Here is an 18,567-nt window from a genome sequence, read left to right on the forward strand (position 1 = left end):
TAATGCTGTCTGCTCTCGCATAAGCAGGCTGAAATGGCGATGCCTAGCCAGGCAAGAAGCAGTGCCTGAGGCTCATAAAAAACTGATCCCTTTCTGAGTGTAAAAAGTTTTTGCATGGAACATTCCTCTGATTTCCTACCTTCCTCACCTGAGCGGCTGATCAACCGCGCCGAGGAAACAGCCCTGCTTTCTGCATTACTGGCGCAAGCGACTGATTACGCGGTGATCTGTACGGATCTAGAAGGCCGTATTACCTGCTGGAGTGAGGGTGCACAAAGGATCCTGGGATGGTCGGCAGCTGAGATCATGGGCGGGCCGGTAGAGGTCTTGTTCAGTTCTGAAGATCTGGCGCAAGGTTGCCCGGCGACTCAACGTCAAATAGCCCTGGAGCAAGGCCGTACACAGCATGCCCAATGGTATCTGCGTAAGGGCGGCGAGACGTTTTGGGGGCGAGGTGAGCTCATACCGCTCAACGGCTCGACTGGAGAAGCTACCGGCTTGATTATGATCTTGCAGGATCGGAGCGAGGAAAAATGGATTTCTGAGCGGGACAATGCTGGCTTCCTGCTTCGGGTTATCGAGAGCAGCAATGAATGCATCAAGATCCTCGACCCGAGCGCACGGTTGAGGTACATGAGCGAAGCTGGCCAGCGTCTGATGGGAATAGTGGATTTCAACCGGGTTCTCAATTGCAACTGGCCGGATTTCTGGAGCGGCCAGGATCATGCCGAGGTGCTGAGTGCTATCAAGACGGCCCAGGCCGGTGGTATAGGGCGTTTCACCGGTTTTGCGCCTACCTTTACCGGTGAAGCTCGGTGGTGGGATGTTCAGGTAACGTCTATCCAGGGTCCGGATGGCAAGCCAGGCTGGCTGCTGGCCATTTCCCGAGACATTACCGAGCTGTATCAAACGTCCGAGGCCTTAAGGGCCAGTGAACAGCGCTTCAGAATGGCAATCCAGGCAGTACAGGGCATTTTATGGACAGCCAATGCTCGTGGGGAGGTTGTCGAGGATAGCCCTGGCTGGACGTCCTTGACTGGGCAGTCTTTTGAAGATGCCAAAGGATTCGGCTGGGTCAAGGCTTTCCATCCGGAAGACCTGCCCATGGTCATGCAGAACTGGATGGAGGCAGTTGCCGAACGAAAGCGGTATACACAGGAGTGCCGTATCCTGGGACAGGACGGCCAATGGCACTTGATTTCGACCCAGGCGCTCCCGGTAGTGAATGGGGATGGCAGCGTGCGAGAGTGGGTGGGAGTGCATACTGACCTCTCCGGCTACCAGGCTGCGCAGGAAGCACTGCGTCAGGAAACCCGTCGCCTCGAAATTATCAACCGCATCGGTGCGCGTCTGGCGGCGGAACTTGATCTGGAAAAATTGGTGCAAGAGGCGACGGATGCTGCCGTGGCGCTGATTGGTGCCCAGCTAGGTGCGTTTTTTTATAACGTCATCAACGAGCAGGGCGAGAGCTATATGCTTTATGCGCTCTCGGGAGTACCCAAGGAAGCCTTTGCGAAGTTTCCCATGCCGCGCAACACGGCGGTATTTAGCCCTACCTTCAAGGGCGAAGGGGTAGTACGTTCTGATGATATTACTCAGGACCCTCGGTATGGAAAGAGTGATACGCACCACGGAATGCCTAAAGAGCATCTGCCGGTGCGCAGTTATCTGGCTATTCCAGTTATCTCTCGATCAGGTGAGGTGCTAGGCGGACTGCTGTTCGGACATGAACGTGTTGGCGTGTTCACTGAGGAACATGAGCAATTACTGACAGGTATCGCCGGCCAGGCAGCCATCGCTATCGACAATGCCCGGCTTTTCCAGGCTGCCCAGTATGAGTTGGCTGAACGCAAGCGTGCCGAAGAGCAGGTCCAGATGCATAACATGCGTTTGCGCCTACTCTCCGAGGCGATTGAAAAGCTGCCTTCGGCTCAGTCGCTCGAAGCGCTAATGAGCATAATCGGCAATGCGACACGAGAGATTTCGGGCGCCGATGGCGTTTCGATCGTATTGCGGGAAAACGATGAGTGTTTTTATGCCACTGAGATCGCGTCGAAACCGTTGTGGAAAGGCAAGCGCTTTCCTCTTGAGGCATGTATTTCTGGCTGGGCCATGATCAATCGGCAAACGGCAATCATTGCCGATATATTGAATGACTCAAGGATTGATCGTGAGTTGTACTACCCCACCTCCGTTCGCAGTCTGGTCATGGTGCCATTGATTAGCGAAAAGGAAGGTATTGCCGCTATTGGTGCTTACTGGTCACGCGAGTATACGCCGGTGCCTTCGGAAATCGCCACGCTTGAAGCCCTGGCACGCTCGGCCGGTGCAGTGCTCAAGCGGTTGGAAGCGGACCAGGCCTTGCGGACGCTAAACGAGACCCTTGAGCAGCAAGTGGCTGAACGGACGGCGGAAAGAGACCGGATCTGGAAACTGTCTACCGATATCATGCTGGTAGCCCGGTTCGATACCATAGTCACAGCTGTAAACCCTGCCTGGACGATGCTGCTGGGCTGGAGCAAAAGCGAAATCATCGGACAGTCGTGCATGAACTTTGTGCATCCAGACGATAAGCAGATTACATCAGCTGAAATCGTGAGGCTCTCACAGGGCATGCCGTCGATGCGTTTCGAGAACCGCTATCGGCATAAAGATGGCTCCTATCGCTGGATTGCGTGGGCGGCTGCACCAAGCGATCAGTTCTTGCATGCGGTTGGTCGAGATATTACAGCTGAAAAAGAACAGGCCGAGGCGCTTCGCCGAACCGAAGAGGCCTTGCGGCAAGCCCAAAAAATGGAGGCGGTAGGACAGCTTACAGGTGGCATTGCACATGACTTCAATAACTTGCTGACCGGCATTATCGGCTCGCTGGAAATGATGCAGGCCCGTATTACCCAAGGACGTACCGATACGCTTGAGCGCTATGCCAAGGTGGCCATGACGTCGGCCCAACGTGCAGCCGCCTTGACGCACCGCTTGCTGGCGTTCGCACGTCGGCAACCGCTTGATCCCAAGTCGGTCGATGTCAATCGTTTGATCGTCTCGATGGAGGACTTGCTGCGACGTACGCTGGGTGAGTCGATCCGCATGGAATTTGTGACGGACCCGAATGTATGGGTCACCTTGTGCGACCCTCATCAGTTGGAAAGCTCCATCTTGAACCTGGCGATCAACGCACGTGACGCCATGCCAGAAGGTGGCTGTTTAACCATCGAGACCAGAAATACCCGCCTCGATCAGGCCTATGCCACGCTTAACCGTAGCGTGACGCCTGGGGATTACATCTGCATCGCCGTTACCGACACTGGGGCAGGAATGTCGCATGACGTAATCAAGCGAGCCTTCGATCCGTTCTTTACCACCAAGCCGATGGGGCAGGGGACCGGCATGGGGCTTTCAATGGTGTATGGCTTCAGCCGTCAATCCAGAGGGCACGCCACGATTTATTCGGAAGTAGGTCAAGGCACAACGATCAAACTGTATTTGCCACGCTTCCTGGGTGAGGCCGAGGAAGAAGCAGAAGGTGCCGTTCTGACGGAGGCGCACCGCACCGATACGGGAGAAACCGTGCTGGTGGTCGAAGATGAACCTGCCGTTCGAGATCTAATTGTCGAGGTATTGAAAGATCTTGGCTATCGTCCTCTAGAGGCGGCCACCGGGCCCGAAGGGCTGGAAGTGCTGCTTTCGGATCAGGCAATCGACTTGTTGGTAACGGATGTAGGGCTACCCGGTCTGAATGGTCGGCAGGTCGCTGACTTTGCTCGGGAGAAACGCCCTGAGCTGAAAGTACTGTTTATTACGGGATATGCGGAAAATGCCACGCTGGCTAGTGGCTTTCTCGATCCGGGCATGGAAATGATTACCAAGCCATTCCCCGTTGAAGTCTTGGCTACTCGAGTTCGTACTATGATCGAGCGCGGCAAGAAGTCCTGCTGACCATGTTTCCAGCATGACGGCAGTTCAGGACCGAACTGCCGTCATGCATAGGGTCAAGGGTAGCGACGGCGCTCGGGTGCAGGCGGAAAGTACTGATACAGCCAGGTTTCGCTCAAAATTCGCCCCTGTGTGCGAATAAATAGACGCATTTCTACCGGGTCGACGCTCTCGCTGGTGGGATACCAGTCGAAGATGACTCGATAGCCTTTGATGTCTGGAATCCAGAGGACGTGGAAGTCTTTTAGTTCGCCGCTGGAAACCGTCACGACTGGCTCGATACCGGTACCTTGGGGCAAGGTATCGAGCCCGCCACCGGCAAAGTCGATGGCGAAGCGACGTGCCCAGACTTTGGGATAATGCTCGCCGGGTGCCCAGCCCTCGGTAAAACCACCCATGCCGGAGCGGGTAGCATGTACCTGCGCCAGGGGCGTTCTAACCGGAGGCAGTGCGCTCCAGTAGAGCTTGTAGCCATAGTTCAATGCCGTGCCGGGTGTAATTGGCTGTTTTGGGTTCCAGCAAGCCACGATGTTATCCATGGTTTCGCCGGTAGTGGGAATTTCCAGCAGATCGATTGAGCCTTCCCCCCAGGCCGTGGTCGGTTCGACCCAAAGGCTGGGGCGACGGCTGTACCAGTCGATCGTGTCCTGGTAGCTAGCGAAATTATGGTCCATCTGGACCAGACCGAACCCCTTGGGGTCCTTGTCAGCAAAGGCGTTAAATTGCAGTGTTGCCGGATTGTTCAGCGGGCGGCACACCCATTCGCCATTACCACGCCACATCGAGAGTCGATCGGAGTCATGGATTTGCGGGTGGATCGTATCGCACATGCGTCGCTCATGGGTGCCACAACTAAACATGCTTGTCATCGGGGCAATACCCAGCTGTTTTATTTCCTTGCGGGCATAAACGTTGGCATCGATATCCATGATGACTTGTTTTGCACGGCAGTCGATATCGAAGCGATAGGCCCCCGTTGCACTGGGTGAGTCGAGCAGGGCATACACCACGAAACGGGTGCTGTTGGGGGCAGGCGTCTCAAACCAGAACTTCGTGAAGTTGGGAAACTCCTCCACTGTATCTGAGTAGTTATTGATGGCGAGCCCGCGGGCCGAGAGACCGTATTGCTTGGTATCATCTACCGCACGGAAGTAGCTCGCCCCCAGAAACGAGACGATGTCATGCTTGGTCAGCTCCGGTGATTTGAACACCTTGAAACCGGCAAAGCCGAGGTCACCCTGGAGCTGGGACGTATCAACACCTGTTCCTTCGTATTTGAACATCTCGGGACGGAAGTGAATTTCCGTGGCGAGTTTTTTCTTGGGGTCGACCCGGTACATGCGCACAGGCTGTTTGAAACCCATACCGACATGAAAGAACTGCACATCCAGTTGAGCTTTCTGGTCATGCCACAGTGATTCTTTTGCATCGTACTGGATAGCATTGAATTGTTGCGGCGTAAGCGAAGCGAGCGTAGCAGGCAGTTGTTGCGTCGTGTCTACATAATCGCTACCAGCCATTTGCCGAGCTTGCGTTTTCAGTCGATCAAAGCTGAAGGGTTCTGCATCGTCCTGTTTGCCGTTTCCTGGAGGCATTTGAGCGGCAAAGAGAGTGGAAGCGGGAAGGCCGGTATAGGCGGCGAAAGCCAGTGATACTTTCAAAAGATCTCTGCGTTGCATGCGTGACCCTGTGGCAATGATGTCTACCCGTACGCGACGTTGCCGCAGCAATCATCGGGCACATGAAGCGGGCTGAGCGAGCCGGACAAAATAGCGTTCAGTACACGGCCCTTCAGCGCAGCGGCTGAGGGTAAAAGATACGCCTGTGCAGGAACAGTTCGATTATGTTTCCGAAACTGTAAGGTATCGCACAAACTAGGCTGCTTATCAGGCAATAGGCCTTGAAGAACCTAATAATGGGGAGGCGCTGCCTGTTGCAGACAACGCCATGGGTTTTATCGACGCAGCAGTGCACGCTCGATCAAACTCAGCAGTGCACCGTAAAGCGGCAGGAACAGCAGCAGGCTGATACCCAGCTTCACGGCGTAGTCGACACTGGCGATTTCCACCCAATGTTCGGCCATGAAAGGGTTATCGCTGTGCCAGAACGCAATCGAAAAGAACGCAAACGTATCCAGTAGATTACCAAGTACAGTCGAGGCTGCCGGTGCAACCCACCACTGTCGCATCTGGCGTAGCCGATCGAAAACATGAATATCCACCAGCTGCCCCAGCACATAGGCCAGAAAGCTGGCAAACGAGATACGAAGTACAAATGTATTAAGTTCGGCCAAGGCAGCTATGCCCCGGAAAGCGCCTTCCTGAAACAGCACCGAAAACACATAAGACACCACCAGTGCAGGAATCATGACCCGAGCGATAACTTGGCGTGCCGGTTGCTTTCCCATCAGGCGTACAGTTAGATCTGTTGCCAGGAAAATGAACGGGAAGCTGAACGCCCCCCAAGTGGTATGCCAACCGAATAGGCTCAGCGGCAATTGAACCAGGTAGTTACTGGCGATGATGATAAGGATGTGGAAACCGATCAGACCGGCCAATGCCGAGCGTCTGACGTTTGACGTCATTTGCATGTAGAGTCCTTTTTGGTAAGGGATGGGGTGAGGGAACCCATTACAACGGCTCGTTCTTCGCGAGCGGGGCGCATTCTAATACTGAATGGCAGGCTGGCGCAGCCGATCTGATCGGATCTTCATTATTTCGAAGCAGGCGTACGTGCAAAGCCTACCCCGCTTCGGGTGGGCTTTGCCGCGTCAGACTCAGACGCGGAACTGGGCAACCTGACTGTCCAGTGATTGCGCCAGCTGTTTGATGTCGCCGGCATTGCGCGAGGCAGCATTAATGGCCTGGCTGTTTGTTTCGGCCATCTGCGCGATGCGCTCGACCGTACGGGCCACGTCATCGCTGGCGGCTGACTGCTCACGCAGTGCGGTAGAGATCTGATCGACTACACGGATGATGCGATCCGAGCCCTGGCGAATCTACTCAATGGCCTGATTGGCCGAGCTGGCCAGTTCCAGCCCCTCATTGACCTGCTCTACGCCGACACTCATGTTGCTGACCGCCTCCTGCGTGCTTGTCTGGATCTTCTGGATCACGTTGGCGATTTCCTGAGTGGACTTGCCGGTGCGCTGTGCCAGCAGGCGTACTTCATCAGCTACCACGGCAAAACCACGGCCCTGATCGCCGGCTCGAGCCGCCTTGATGGCCGCGTTCAAGGCCAACAGGTTGGTCTGCTCGGCTATCTCGCTGATTACATTCACGATCGAAGTGATTTGGGACGTATGGCGACCCAGCTCGGAAATCTGAGCTGCTGAGTTCTGTACGGTGCTGGCAATCCGGTTGATGTTCTCCAGCGTTTGTTGAATGACTTTGCCGCCTTCTACCGATTGCTTGCCCGAGTCAACTTGAAAGCAATTAAGGTACAAAATCGACCGGGCGACGATTGGCCTGCCCTGAGCAGGCCAGTCAGAAAAACGGCAAAAACGGAGTGTTGCTCTATACGGTAATGCCTAGTGTTTTACCGCACGCTGCCAGGGAGCGCTGCTGGGTCTGCTCGTACAACGCAAGCTCATCCAGCACTGTTGCGCCAAGAGCCTGCTGGAATTGTTCACGACTAGATGTGGCTGCGTAGTGAGCCTGCGCCGTATCTCCCAAATTGGACTGAAAAATGCCAGCCGCGCTGACAGGAAGAAAGTCTTCATATACCAGGGGTTCGTATTGGATATGACCCGCCTTGATTAAGGCTTCCAGTTCGCGAGGTCGTGAGACGTCTTTTCGAGCAGCAAGACCTTGTTCGGTAGCGAAATAGCGGAAATAGGCGAGGCCTTGAGTGCGCAAGGCGTCGTAATCGTCTGGTAGATCTGCAAAGCAGGCGCTGAGCTTTTTCATATAAGAATCAGCATTCCCCTCATTAGGCGCGACCCCTAGTTGTTCGCGTGCCGCGTTTAGAAGCGTGTCGTAAAGCGCTCGACCCTTGGGTGTGAGAGCCACGCCGCGCTGCTCGATCTCACCGAAACGTGCGGTGTGGCTACCGGTTACTGTGGCACCCTGGTCATCAATAAAGGCGATGCTTTCTTGCAATGCCTTGAAGCTGGTCTGGCGTAGCAGTACCGGACATTTACGCGGAGGAGGCCCCTCGATAACCGCTTTGGGGGTAATACCCCAGTGCGGCATGCCAGCCTGGACTGCGTCGATGTCGAGTGTGCGTGGCGTTAAGTGATTGATATGTGGCCCCTTGAACGCCACGATATCAGCGATCAACCGATGCTGGTCGTGCAGTTGTTGATAGACCTCAGCACTGACAGTGGCTTCGCTGTGCCAGCGGAAGGTTTCCAAGGCTTCCTGGATGAATTCATCCGCTTCGACAGGTGTTAATCCCCCAACCGTTTCAAAGCGCTCGATCAGGGCTAGGGCTCGTGGTGTGAAGATCGTTCGCTTCGCCAGAATGGCCTCGGCTTTCTGACGCACCGCGACATCCTCGATCAGTTCGAGACGGAGGAGGGACGTGAAGACACGGAAAGGACCCCTTTGCAGGGACGCCTCATGAACAGCGCGGAAAGCTGTTGAATGGACTGGAACGCCTGCTTCGGAAAGATCGTAATATCCCACCGGTAGCATCCCCATCACGGCGAACAAACGGCGGATAGTAGCCAGCTCCTCCGGTGTGCCAACCCGGATCGCCCCGTGCCGCTCCATGTCCAGCCGCTCAATTTCACCCGTCCGGCTCAGGCGCTCCGTCAGGTCAGGCTGCATGTGCATTACGTTCCGGTTCACCTCGGCTACCAGCTCTAATAAGGTGCCATAAAGGGGTACTTCTGACTTGTACATATCGGACATGGCCCGAGAAAAGCGGGCACGGATTTCGTCAGAGTCGACAAAGGCCTGATGGCTCATCGCAAACCGTCTCCTTTCAGATAAGACAGATGTCTTCTTGTCATTGAATGTTCATTCTGCGGAGGGACGGTTGAGCTTACAAATGACAAAAACTCAGGGTGTCAGTCATTAAGGGAATTTTGACAAAACCTGCAGACTTTGCAGGCGGTGCGTTCACCACAGGAAATGAGGAAGGTGGGCGCGGTTTTTCGCTGTCCATATACAAAAGAGCACTGCGTAGCGCCAAAAGGGCATACGCGTTGCCTTTCTGGCGCTATGTTCGACAGAGCCCAACACAGTTTAGCTCTGGGGTCGGCTGGCTGAACTTATGATTCAAAACGCTAGACCCTGTCAGCCCAAGCCTGATTTCGCTAAACGCAATAAGGGGCTTGAGCCAGTCAAAAGGAATCAATAAGCAGGTAAGCGGTTAGCCCGCTCGACGATGGGACGCTTCGCCATCATTCGCTTCGCTGCTCATTTGCTCGTCCAGCATGCGGTTCACCTGATGTCTACCTGCCAACTGTTCCTTAACCTCTTCGAGCTCAAGCTGAACGCCGTTTAAGTTGGAACTAACAGCCAGCAGCTGTTCTTCGAGCATACGAGCTCTCTCTAGGACTTCTTTGAGCATCTTGAAGGAGGGAATACCTACTACGATGAGCAGGACGAGTGCAATTATAGAAGTGATACTCATCAGCATTCCTTACTTGATCTTTTATTGTCATTAGGCAGAAATTCCTGCCGTACCCACCGCCCATCATTTTGCGAGATGATGGTGAGCTATCCCTGAGATGAGTCCTTGCACTCGAGCCACTCTGTACGACACGAAAGCAAAAAAGCAACTTGGCAGTGATAGCCTCCTGGCATCGGTGCTGTGACCGTCGAATGGTTTTTTTTATCCATCAACAAGAGGTTAACCAGAGTGTTGTTCGTCGGGTTTTATGGCCCTCTGGCGCCGCTGTGACCGTAGCAGCCTCTAGACAAAAGTAGAGGTGCTATCTCTCCAAGGTTTTGAAAGACAAGAGGTAGAGCGGTTTGAGGAATTTTTGGCAAGCTCGTGGCGTAGTGACACAGGCAGGCGTGGAAGGAATTGCCTCCGACGTACGGTGTAACGATCGGAGGCGGGTAAGCTGTGGGTCAGGAGTCGAATTTCTCGGTCACGATGAACTGATTAGTGCCCAGCTTGTGAGCACCCCACGATACGATGTAATCCCCGCCTAATCGGATCGCCTCCGAATCGGCGACAGATTCTGAATTGAACATGGCCACAAAATGCCATGGGCTGTTTCTGAAAACGCCCCAACCCTTGACCCAGTCATTATCATTGGGATCCACCTGAAGTTCGCGAAACAGCCATTGGAATTCCATTACAGCACTCCTTGTATGGACACTAATATGTAAATAGCACATATGTCGCTCGTTCGATCAACGGATATGACCTTCATTTTTTAAAAATTTCCTTTCAATAAGACAAGCCTGTAACTCCAGGCTGTGCGTTCCTTATCTTTTCTAGGATCTTTCTGCTTTTCATGGATACCGTTTACCTCGTCCTGATATTGCTGCTGGTGGCATCTGCTACCGGTGTGGCTGCACGTTTTCTGCCTTCTCTACCTACACCACTGGTGCAGGTGGGGGTCGGTGCCTTGATGGCTTGGCCGGCTAGTGGCCTACACGTTGAGCTAGAGCCCGAGCTCTTTATGCTCCTGTTCATTGCGCCGCTCCTGTTCGCCGATGCCCGGCGCTTTCCGCAGCGCGAATTCATGATGCTGAGAGGCCCCATCCTGGCTCTGGCGCTCGGGTTGGTGCTTGTGACGGTGGTCGGCGTTGGGTATTTCATCCATGGGTTGTTTCCTTCAATCCCGCTGCCGGTGTGTTTTGCCTTAACGGCCATCCTGTCACCTACCGATGCTGTGGCTGTATCGGCTATTTCTGGCCGACTACCCGTGCCGCCCCGGCTAATGCACATTCTGGAAGGCGAGTCGTTGATGAACGATGCGTCCGGCTTGGTAGCGTTAAAGTTCGCCGTCGCAGCTGTCCTAACGGGCGCTTTTTCGCTTATGGACGCTACCTTTAGTTTCTTTGTGATTGCCGTTGGCGGTTTGGTGGTAGGCGCGGCCTTGGCTCTAGTGTTCAACTTCATTCGAACACGTCTGATTGAGCGTCATCTGGGGGAAGCGTCGACCACCCAGATTGTGCTGCTTATCATTTTGCTGCCGTTCGCGGCTTATCTAGTGGCCGAGCATTTCCATGTGTCGGGCATTCTTTCAGCCGTTGCGGCCGGTATGGTGATTAACCGTACGGATCTGAAGCGCCAGGATCAGACCAGTAGCCGTATCCAGACACGCACGGTATGGGACATGCTTGAGTTCACGCTTAATGCCTTGGTATTTCTGCTACTGGGCTTCCAGTTACCTCAGATCATCAATGGGGCGCTGCATCTTTCTGAACGCAACGGCGGCGGATGGGCGTTCATGGGGCTGTTGGGCTATGTCGCCTTGATATCCTTAGCTCTTCTAACCATGCGTTTCATGTGGATTCTGTTGGCGACTCGAATGCCACGTCTGCTTAGGCGCCGTACCAGCGCTCCGGCCGTGTCGAAGAAAGTTATCCTGGCCGGCACCCTGGCGGGCATCCGAGGAACCGTAACGCTGGCTGCGGCCTTATCTCTGCCAGAACTAATGAATGATGGGACCCCCTTTCCGGCACGCGAACTGCTGATTTTTCTAGCCACCGGGGTCATCCTGTTTACGTTGATAACGGGTAGTGTGGGATTACCCCTGGTGCTACGTAACCTGCGATTACCGCCGGACTCGAAAGCATTCGAGGAGGAGCGCAAAGCGCGTATTCAGGGCGCCGAAGCGGCAATCCGGCGGATCGAGAGGTATCGCCAGGAGAAAGCCAAGACGCTGGCCGACCATGCAGGGGATGAGGAGATCATCATTGCTTTCAACGATGTTACCTTGCAGCTGATGGACTACTACCACAAGCGGCTTGAACTCACCGATGCTGAGCTGTCTACGCCAGTGCTGGCAGCAAGGCGTGAACTGGAACGCGAGACCCGCCTGGAGGCACTCAAGGCCGAGCGCGGCGAGTACTATAAAATGCGTAGCAAACACATCATTAACGACAGCACCCTGAGAAAACTCGTTAGGGAAGTGGATTTGCTTGAGGCAGCACTCAATGCACGTATAGCCGATGTGGCGCACTAACCTATGAAAGATGAAGCCCCTCAAAAGAGGGGCTTTGATCACACCGCGTAGGCATTAACTATCACGAGAAACGCAAACTGCGCGGTTTTGTGGCTAGGTTGTTGTAGCCAGTGCTGGGTAATAGGCTGGCAGCGTTTAGCAAACTGTTTGCTAACTAATATGCTTGCAGAACGCTGGTATGAACAATGTACTTCCGGGCTGCGGGTCGATAGCAGTCTTACTCGGCTCGTATGGAGGAAACGACCGGAAAGTGAACAGACCTTTCATCCTAAAAGATCTGTGTTTCCTGAAAGATAAGGCAGCACTAAAGTTTTTGTCGAGCTTGCCAAGAGTGTTTGGCCTGAGCGTCGAGGCTTTAGTGGTTTGTTTGAGCCATAAAAAAGCGCAACATTTCCGCTGTCGCGTTGGGGCCTCGCGGATCCGTGTACGAGCCGTTTGTGCTACCTCCGGACCAAGCATGAGTCGCGCCGTGTATGGTCCATTGCTCCATTTGTACCCGCTCGTTATCAGGAAGTCGGTACAGCGTTCGGGTAAAGGCGTGGCCATCTGGAGTCTGGCCATGTTCCACTTTCGCCCGGAGCTTGCCTTTCATAGAGCACCCTGCAGGCGAAAATTGACGAACAATCTGTTCGCTGTTGCTGGGATGGACCGTTGAGTCCCGATCTCCATGAAAGACGATAACAGGTACCGGCAGAGGCCTCGCTTCGGAAGGTACGTGGGTATCGGTACACTTTGCGCCTTGCTGCATGGCGGCAAAGGCTGAAGGCAGATCACGAGCAGCCGCATAGGGAAGCCCGGAATGAATAGCCGCGGCTGAATACAGGTCCGGATACGTAACGGCCATGATGGCTGCCATGGCGCCTCCCGCAGACAGGCCGGCTACATAGATGCGTTGCATGTCAACCGAATACTGTGCAGCGACGCTTTCGGTCATTCCGGCAATCAAAGACGGTTCGCCCTGACCCGAATGCTGGTCAGAAGGGTTGAACCAGTTCCAGCACCGGGAGCCGTTCGCATTGCTGGATTGAGCAGGGTATAGCACCAGACAAGGCATCGTCTCGGCCAGTTCGTTGAGGCGTGTACCGGCGGCAAAATCATCTGGGTTCTGTTTACAGCCGTGCAACATCACAATCATGGGTAATGGCTTTCCCATATAGGTGCTAGGAATGTACAACTTGTACTCCCGAGTGCCGGCGTGATTGCTGTACGACTTTGCAAGAAACTGGGCGCCTTCAGGGACCGGCTCCGGTGCCGATCGTGGCGTTTGCGGATGCAGAAGGGGGGCCAGCCCTTTAAGCTTTCCAAGCTTCTTGCGTAAGGCTGCACCAAAGCGAGTCGCTTGCAAGACGGTTTCAGTTTCTTCGGAAAAGCCTGTTGCCTTTCTTGTAGGTGTCTCTTCATCCACTACACGGTAAGTGCCTTCCAGTACCGTCTCGTTTGAGGCATTTCCCTGTGATGGTGAAGCGTTGTTGGATGTTGTATCCGATACCGCTGGGATTCCCAGGGTTCGCTGAATCAGGGACGTCGCTTCGTTAAGCTGACCACTTTGCGTTAACCGTAGGGCGTCGAGAAATTCAGAATTAAGTGGTGTTTTCATAAGTGCCTCCAGAGCTGATTACCGAATCCGATCAGCCAGGGCGGCTTTGACCGCAGCACTGGCATGAAAAGCACCGAGCACGACAAGTGAGTCGATTGTTGCTTTTGCGAGTTCGGGGGGAACATCTGTTGCAATACTGGCGAGGCCGACAACATGGATCTGAAGCCGTTCTCCAGAAGCCTGTAACGCTTCAAGATCCTGCCGTGAGTAGTGTTGAAGTCCCAGAATGAATGTCTTGCGGATTACCGTTTCGCGAATGACATCGGCATGGGCGGCCAACTGATTGCGAATCGCGGTCTTAATAAGATCTGTCCGGTTCGAATAAAAACCCTCCTGGACCAGCAAGTCGATCTGCCCAAGATCCACGACACCAAGATTAATCGTGATCTTTTCGGTGGTCTCACCTGCTTTTGGCTTGAACGCATGTACACCCATTACCATCTCCTTACCATCCACATGGATGGCAGAGTAGGTCATAACAAGTTTGCGTCAACGGGGCTTCCGACCACTGGGGAGTACTGTAAGTACACAGGCAAAGCGAGATGGCTCGTTCCAGAATGCGTTTTTAAATGCAATCAACAGGTTACCTGGTGAAGCGCTGACACTACGGCTTTAGGTACCGTTCAGCAGATACGCTAATGCCAGCTGAGACTGGCTGCGAATCTTGAGAGGAAAAGCTCTATAGAGGGAGTCGGCTATACAAAAACGCCCCGGCATGAGCCGGGGCGTAATTCGGTAGGTGGACTGATCAGACCTGAGCGCTGCGTTCCTTTATTTCAGTATGCAGGATATGGTCGTTTTCGGAGTAATCGACTGGGCAATCGATAACATGCACGCCGGGAGTGCTCAGGCAGTGCTCTACCAACGGGCCGAAGGCCGCGGCGCTTTCCACACGATGACCCAAGGCACCATAGCTTTCGGCATAGCGCACGAAGTCCGGGTTGCCATAGTCCAGACCGTAATCCTCGAAGCCCATCTGAGCCTGCTTCCAACGGATCATGCCATAGGCGTCGTCACGCAAGATGATCACGACCAAGTTCATCTTCAGCCGTACTGCTGTTTCCAGCTCCTGGCTATTCATCATAAAGCCGCCGTCGCCACAGACCGCTACGATCGGCGTCTGTGGATAAACGAGGCGTGCAGCCATGGCGGATGGCAGCCCGGCGCCCATGGTAGCCAGAGCATTATCCAGAAGAACGGTATTGGGCATGTACGCCTTGTAATTACGGGCGAACCAGATTTTATAAATGCCATTATCCAGCGCCACGATGCCATCCGATGGCAGCACTTTTCGCAAGTCGGCTACTAAGCGCTGCGGATAGACAGGGAAGCGGTCATCATCAGCGCCCTCGGCGACGTGGGTTTCGTTGGCTTCACGGATTTCCAGCAAGCGCGAAAAGTCCCAGGTTGCCTGAACTTCAATCGCTTCTTTGATTTCCCAGATGGCGTTGGCGATATCGCCTACTACTTCAATCTGAGGGAAATACACTGGGTCCACTTCGGCGGAGCGGAAGTTGATATGGACTACTTCAGTGCCACCACGGACCATAAAGAACGGTGGCTTCTCGATCACGTCATGACCAATATTGACGATCAGGTCGGCAGACTCCAGTGCGCGGTGCACGAAGTCGCCAGCAGACAGGGCCGCATTGCCAAGGAAGCGTGGGTGACGCTCGTCAACCACACCCTTGCCCATCTGCGTAGTGATGAACGGAATACCGGTTTTCTCGATCAACTGGCGCAACACGCGCGCCGTCATCTTGCGGTTGGCACCGGCGCCGATCACCAGCACTGGGCTTCGGGCCGCTTCGAGCTTGGAAACGGCTGCGCGGATCGCCTTGTGTTCGGCCACCGGGCGCCGCGACAGGCTTGGTGCAATCGGTGTGCTCTCGGTCGTTTCGGCTGCGATGTCTTCCGGCAACTCCAGGTGCACGGAGCCGGGCTTTTCTTCCTCTGCCAAGCGGATGGCTTCGCGGATACGGGAAGGAATGTTGTCCGCGGATGCAAGCTGATGGGTGTATTTGGTTAGGGGAGCCATCATGCCGCATACGTCCAGAATCTGGAATCGACCCTGCTTGGACTTCTTGATGGGCTTTTGGCCGGTGATCATCATCATCGGCATGCCACCCAGATAGGCATACGCTCCAGCAGTCACCAAGTTAGTCGCGCCCGGACCCAGCGTTGACAGGCAGACACCGGTTTTGCCCGTAAGACGGCCATAGGTGGCGGCCATGAAGCCGGCCGATTGTTCGTGACGTGTCAGGATGAGTTTGATCTGGTTAGAGCGGGAAAGAGCATCCAGCAGATCGAGGTTTTCTTCGCCAGGAATCCCGAAGATATATTCCACACCTTCGTTCTCAAGACATCTCACAACGAGTTCGGCGGCCTTTTGCATGTGTCATTTCCTTTAGTACAAATCCGATAGGCTGCCTGCTCGTACTCCAAGCACCGAACGACAGTGTGCATTCATGTACACGATTGATTCGTGCGCTTCAATGGTCTCGGTTGAAAAGACGTGTAGGAGTGACTTTATATCGCTATCCCTTACGTCCGCCTTGAGTAGGCATGGCTTGGTCGATGTCAGCACCTCATAAAAGCCAGGAAGCTGCGCTCCCATCGCCGTTCGCCGACGATGGGACTTCTGATGCCAAAGGATTTAGTAGAGATTGTCCTCGCCCGGTATCACTTCATTAGTGTTCAGAATAGCGCGGGCTGTCTGCAAGCCTGATAGTGTGGCTGACTCCACGCAGCCCATGTTGAAACCGTTACGGATCCAGTCTCCCGTCAGGTATAGGTTGTCGAAACCCGAGGCGTGGGTTGGTAAGCGATAAACGCTACTGCCAGCCACACTTTGTACATAGCGCTCGGTCGGGTCTACGTTGGCGCGCCAGTATTGCGCATTAAAGCGTGCCGGGCCCTCTAGCGTATCGGGTGCCATCAGGAAGTCCCAGCGGTATTGGTTGCTGCCCGGTGGGCTGGAAAGGGGCCAGAGTGCGGAAAGGCTGCCAGTAAGCAGGCCCAGGGTAGACTGCTTGACTCGCTCGGCCTGCTGCGTTGGATAATCCGGTGCCGGTACAGGCGGTGCGGCATCCGGCGTGAAAACGCCACAGAAGTAACTGATGTTTTTAGGCGCCCCCTTAGTCGGCCACGTCTCCCGGTCAACCAGATAACTGACATCGGCCCAAGAGTCCATGGCTTGGGCGGCGAAGCCTAGTAACTCTGGCGCTTCGGCATTCGGCTTGTAACCGATCCAGCCAAGCCCTTGGGCATCCTTGTTCTGCCAGAGCTGACAGGCCTGCGTGGCTACCGTGGCAACGCCATCTGTCATGGCTTTGAAGGCCGGGTTGAGTGTAATCAGGCTCGGACAGAGTGAGGGTAGGGCAGCCAAGGAGACCCCCAGCACGACCGTATCAAAATCACGACCTTGCTCCAGGAGGAGTTCCGGCTCGTCGTACTGTTCCGGCCAGTCACTCCAAAAGGACTCCAGATTGACTTGATTTTCCTGCAGCCGTTTGGCAACGGTCTCGCTGATCTGCTCATAACGGGGGGTGGATGGCCAGCAGGGCAAACCTTCAATCATGACGAGAGGGTCATAAGGCGTGGCGGGGTTCTTCAACGGTACCTGCTGGGCGATACGGATAGTCTGGATTCGAGAACCGGTGGCGTCCTTTACAGCTTCAAGCGCTTTGACGCGGTGGAAGAACCGGAACTCGACCCCGCGCCGCTTGAGTACCTCATAGTAGGGCGCAAACACTACGTCGCCCATGCCGGCCTGCATACGCCATATGAAGGATTCCTTAGAGCAGGAGACTGCAGTCAGACCAGCACGCAGCAGTGTTCCGGCTTCGACGTCGGGCTGGCTCATGTCGCCGTCGCGATAAGCAAAGATACCGCCATGCAGGGCTGTCAGAATCGGCCCTTCAAGCGTGCTGGGGCTGGCGCCGTGGCCGGCAAGCCATGTTAGAAAGCTACAATCATTGATGACATCCAGGCCTTTGGCGTATAGCTCATCCGCCAGGAAGCCCAAGGTGGCAGTCAGACCGAAATCCATCAGCATCCAGAAGCGACAGATTTCTAAAGAGTGCTCGATGAAGTGGCTGGTAATATCGCGGAAACAGGTGCGTATGCCTGTAAGCAGGGCTATCAGATCGAGATGTTGTTTGCCTGGTACGGAGTCGAGCCTGGGTAGGGTATTGCGAACATGTTTCAAGCGAGCCTGCGCAGCTTCAAACTGCTCTCGGTGCAGCAGATCAATGCAGTCCTGGCGCAGGCGTTGTAGAAGCGGAAGGGAGCATGGTGCAGTGACGTGCTCTGAGCCGGTATGAGCCAACAGCCAATCGATCCAGCATGCAACCGCCTCGAAAATGGGCTTGGGCTCCCACCCTTCGCCGACCTTGCCCGGTAAAACGAGTGTTTCGATGGGCCACACGGTCCAGTGGTTCTTGAAGTGTTGCGCCAGTGCCGTATCGCGATGTGGAAAGAAGGCTTTGTCGAGAGTGGCTAGCGGAGCCTCGGGTGGGCGACCAAGCTCTTTATAGCACTGACGTAACAGATGAAAGGCGTTGTAATAAAAGCCGAACCACACATGGATACCGTGCTCTTCAATGCGTTGGTGTTCGGCCTCATTCCGGCCACTGGCACCTTTGCCGCCCAATCGCCACCCCATCTGGTAGAGCGTGATCGAGTAGCGTGTCTGCCAGTCAGGCTCGGATGTCAGGCGGAACGCTGTGGTCAGAGACGAGACACCACCACCAAGGATGGCTATCTTGCGGAAAGCGGGAGAGTCAGAAGCGTCAACGGTCATAGCAACATCCTTGTAAAGTGTAAGCAAATGAGTAGTTCCGCAAGCGCTATGTCAGCGAAGCGTTAATACTATGCGTCGTTTGGATTTTGTGCGCTAGTACACAGGCCAGGCCGGATGTTACGCACGGGCAGGATG

At 54.7% G+C, this 18,567-nt stretch carries 13 protein-coding genes; 2 read left to right on the forward strand and 11 right to left on the reverse strand.

The annotated features are described in order from the left end of the window. The first annotated feature begins 114 nt into the window (after positions 1-114). The gene (locus IQ22_RS15895) at positions 115-3,936 is read left to right on the forward strand and encodes a PAS domain S-box protein (RefSeq protein WP_145143761.1); all 3,822 of its coding nucleotides are present in this window, start codon (positions 115-117) and stop codon (positions 3,934-3,936) included. 53 nt (positions 3,937-3,989) lie between these two features. Here IQ22_RS15895 and IQ22_RS15900 read toward each other — a convergent pair whose 3' ends face one another. The 7 genes from IQ22_RS15900 to IQ22_RS15925 form a co-directional block, all read right to left on the reverse strand. Continuing rightward, complete coding sequence (locus IQ22_RS15900; protein ID WP_145143763.1) at positions 3,990-5,612, reverse strand: OpgD/OpgG family glucan biosynthesis protein; 1,623 nt, start codon at positions 5,610-5,612, stop codon at positions 3,990-3,992. Positions 5,613-5,887: 275 nt separating this feature from the next. Further along, positions 5,888-6,523, reverse strand: a complete 636-nt coding sequence (locus tag IQ22_RS15905; protein ID WP_244309199.1) for a 7-cyano-7-deazaguanine/7-aminomethyl-7-deazaguanine transporter — start codon at positions 6,521-6,523, stop codon at positions 5,888-5,890. A 186-nt stretch (positions 6,524-6,709) separates the two neighbouring features. After that, positions 6,710-6,847, reverse strand: coding sequence for a hypothetical protein (locus IQ22_RS24145; protein ID WP_208733652.1), 138 nt, complete (start codon positions 6,845-6,847; stop codon positions 6,710-6,712). Positions 6,848-6,931: 84 nt separating this feature from the next. Then, complete coding sequence (locus tag IQ22_RS15910; protein ID WP_425298871.1) at positions 6,932-7,378, reverse strand: methyl-accepting chemotaxis protein; 447 nt, start codon at positions 7,376-7,378, stop codon at positions 6,932-6,934. 70 nt (positions 7,379-7,448) lie between these two features. Beyond that, positions 7,449-8,846, reverse strand: a complete 1,398-nt coding sequence (hglS, locus tag IQ22_RS15915; protein WP_145143765.1) for a 2-oxoadipate dioxygenase/decarboxylase HglS — start codon at positions 8,844-8,846, stop codon at positions 7,449-7,451. 406 nt (positions 8,847-9,252) lie between these two features. Beyond that, positions 9,253-9,516, reverse strand: a complete 264-nt coding sequence (locus IQ22_RS15920; protein ID WP_145143767.1) for a hypothetical protein — start codon at positions 9,514-9,516, stop codon at positions 9,253-9,255. Between the two features lie 443 nt (positions 9,517-9,959). After that, positions 9,960-10,190: a hypothetical protein gene (locus IQ22_RS15925; RefSeq protein ID WP_145143769.1), complete on the reverse strand. Its 231-nt coding sequence runs from the start codon at positions 10,188-10,190 to the stop codon at positions 9,960-9,962. Positions 10,191-10,351: 161 nt separating this feature from the next. Here IQ22_RS15925 and IQ22_RS15930 point away from each other — a divergent pair, with 161 nt between their 5' ends. Then, positions 10,352-12,031, forward strand: coding sequence for a Na+/H+ antiporter (locus IQ22_RS15930; RefSeq protein WP_145143771.1), 1,680 nt, complete (start codon positions 10,352-10,354; stop codon positions 12,029-12,031). 355 nt (positions 12,032-12,386) lie between these two features. Here IQ22_RS15930 and IQ22_RS15935 read toward each other — a convergent pair whose 3' ends face one another. The 4 genes from IQ22_RS15935 to IQ22_RS15950 all read right to left on the reverse strand — a co-directional run bounded on the left by IQ22_RS15935 (position 12,387) and on the right by IQ22_RS15950 (position 18,432). Continuing rightward, positions 12,387-13,628, reverse strand: a complete 1,242-nt coding sequence (locus tag IQ22_RS15935; protein ID WP_145143773.1) for an extracellular catalytic domain type 1 short-chain-length polyhydroxyalkanoate depolymerase — start codon at positions 13,626-13,628, stop codon at positions 12,387-12,389. Positions 13,629-13,646: 18 nt separating this feature from the next. After that, entirely contained in the window at positions 13,647-14,105 is a 459-nt protein-coding gene (locus IQ22_RS15940) for a CopG family transcriptional regulator (RefSeq protein WP_244309201.1), read from the reverse strand. A 271-nt stretch (positions 14,106-14,376) separates the two neighbouring features. Then, positions 14,377-16,023: an acetolactate synthase large subunit gene (locus IQ22_RS15945; protein WP_145143775.1), complete on the reverse strand. Its 1,647-nt coding sequence runs from the start codon at positions 16,021-16,023 to the stop codon at positions 14,377-14,379. Positions 16,024-16,284: 261 nt separating this feature from the next. Continuing rightward, positions 16,285-18,432 carry an NAD(P)-binding protein gene (locus IQ22_RS15950; RefSeq protein ID WP_145143777.1) on the reverse strand — a complete coding sequence of 716 codons (2,148 nt, stop codon included), beginning with the start codon at positions 18,430-18,432 and terminating at the stop codon, positions 16,285-16,287. Positions 18,433-18,567: the final 135 nt, after the last annotated feature.

Source organism: Pseudomonas duriflava (assembly GCF_007830155.1).
In the GTDB taxonomy this organism is placed as follows: domain Bacteria; phylum Pseudomonadota; class Gammaproteobacteria; order Pseudomonadales; family Pseudomonadaceae; genus Chryseomonas; species Chryseomonas duriflava.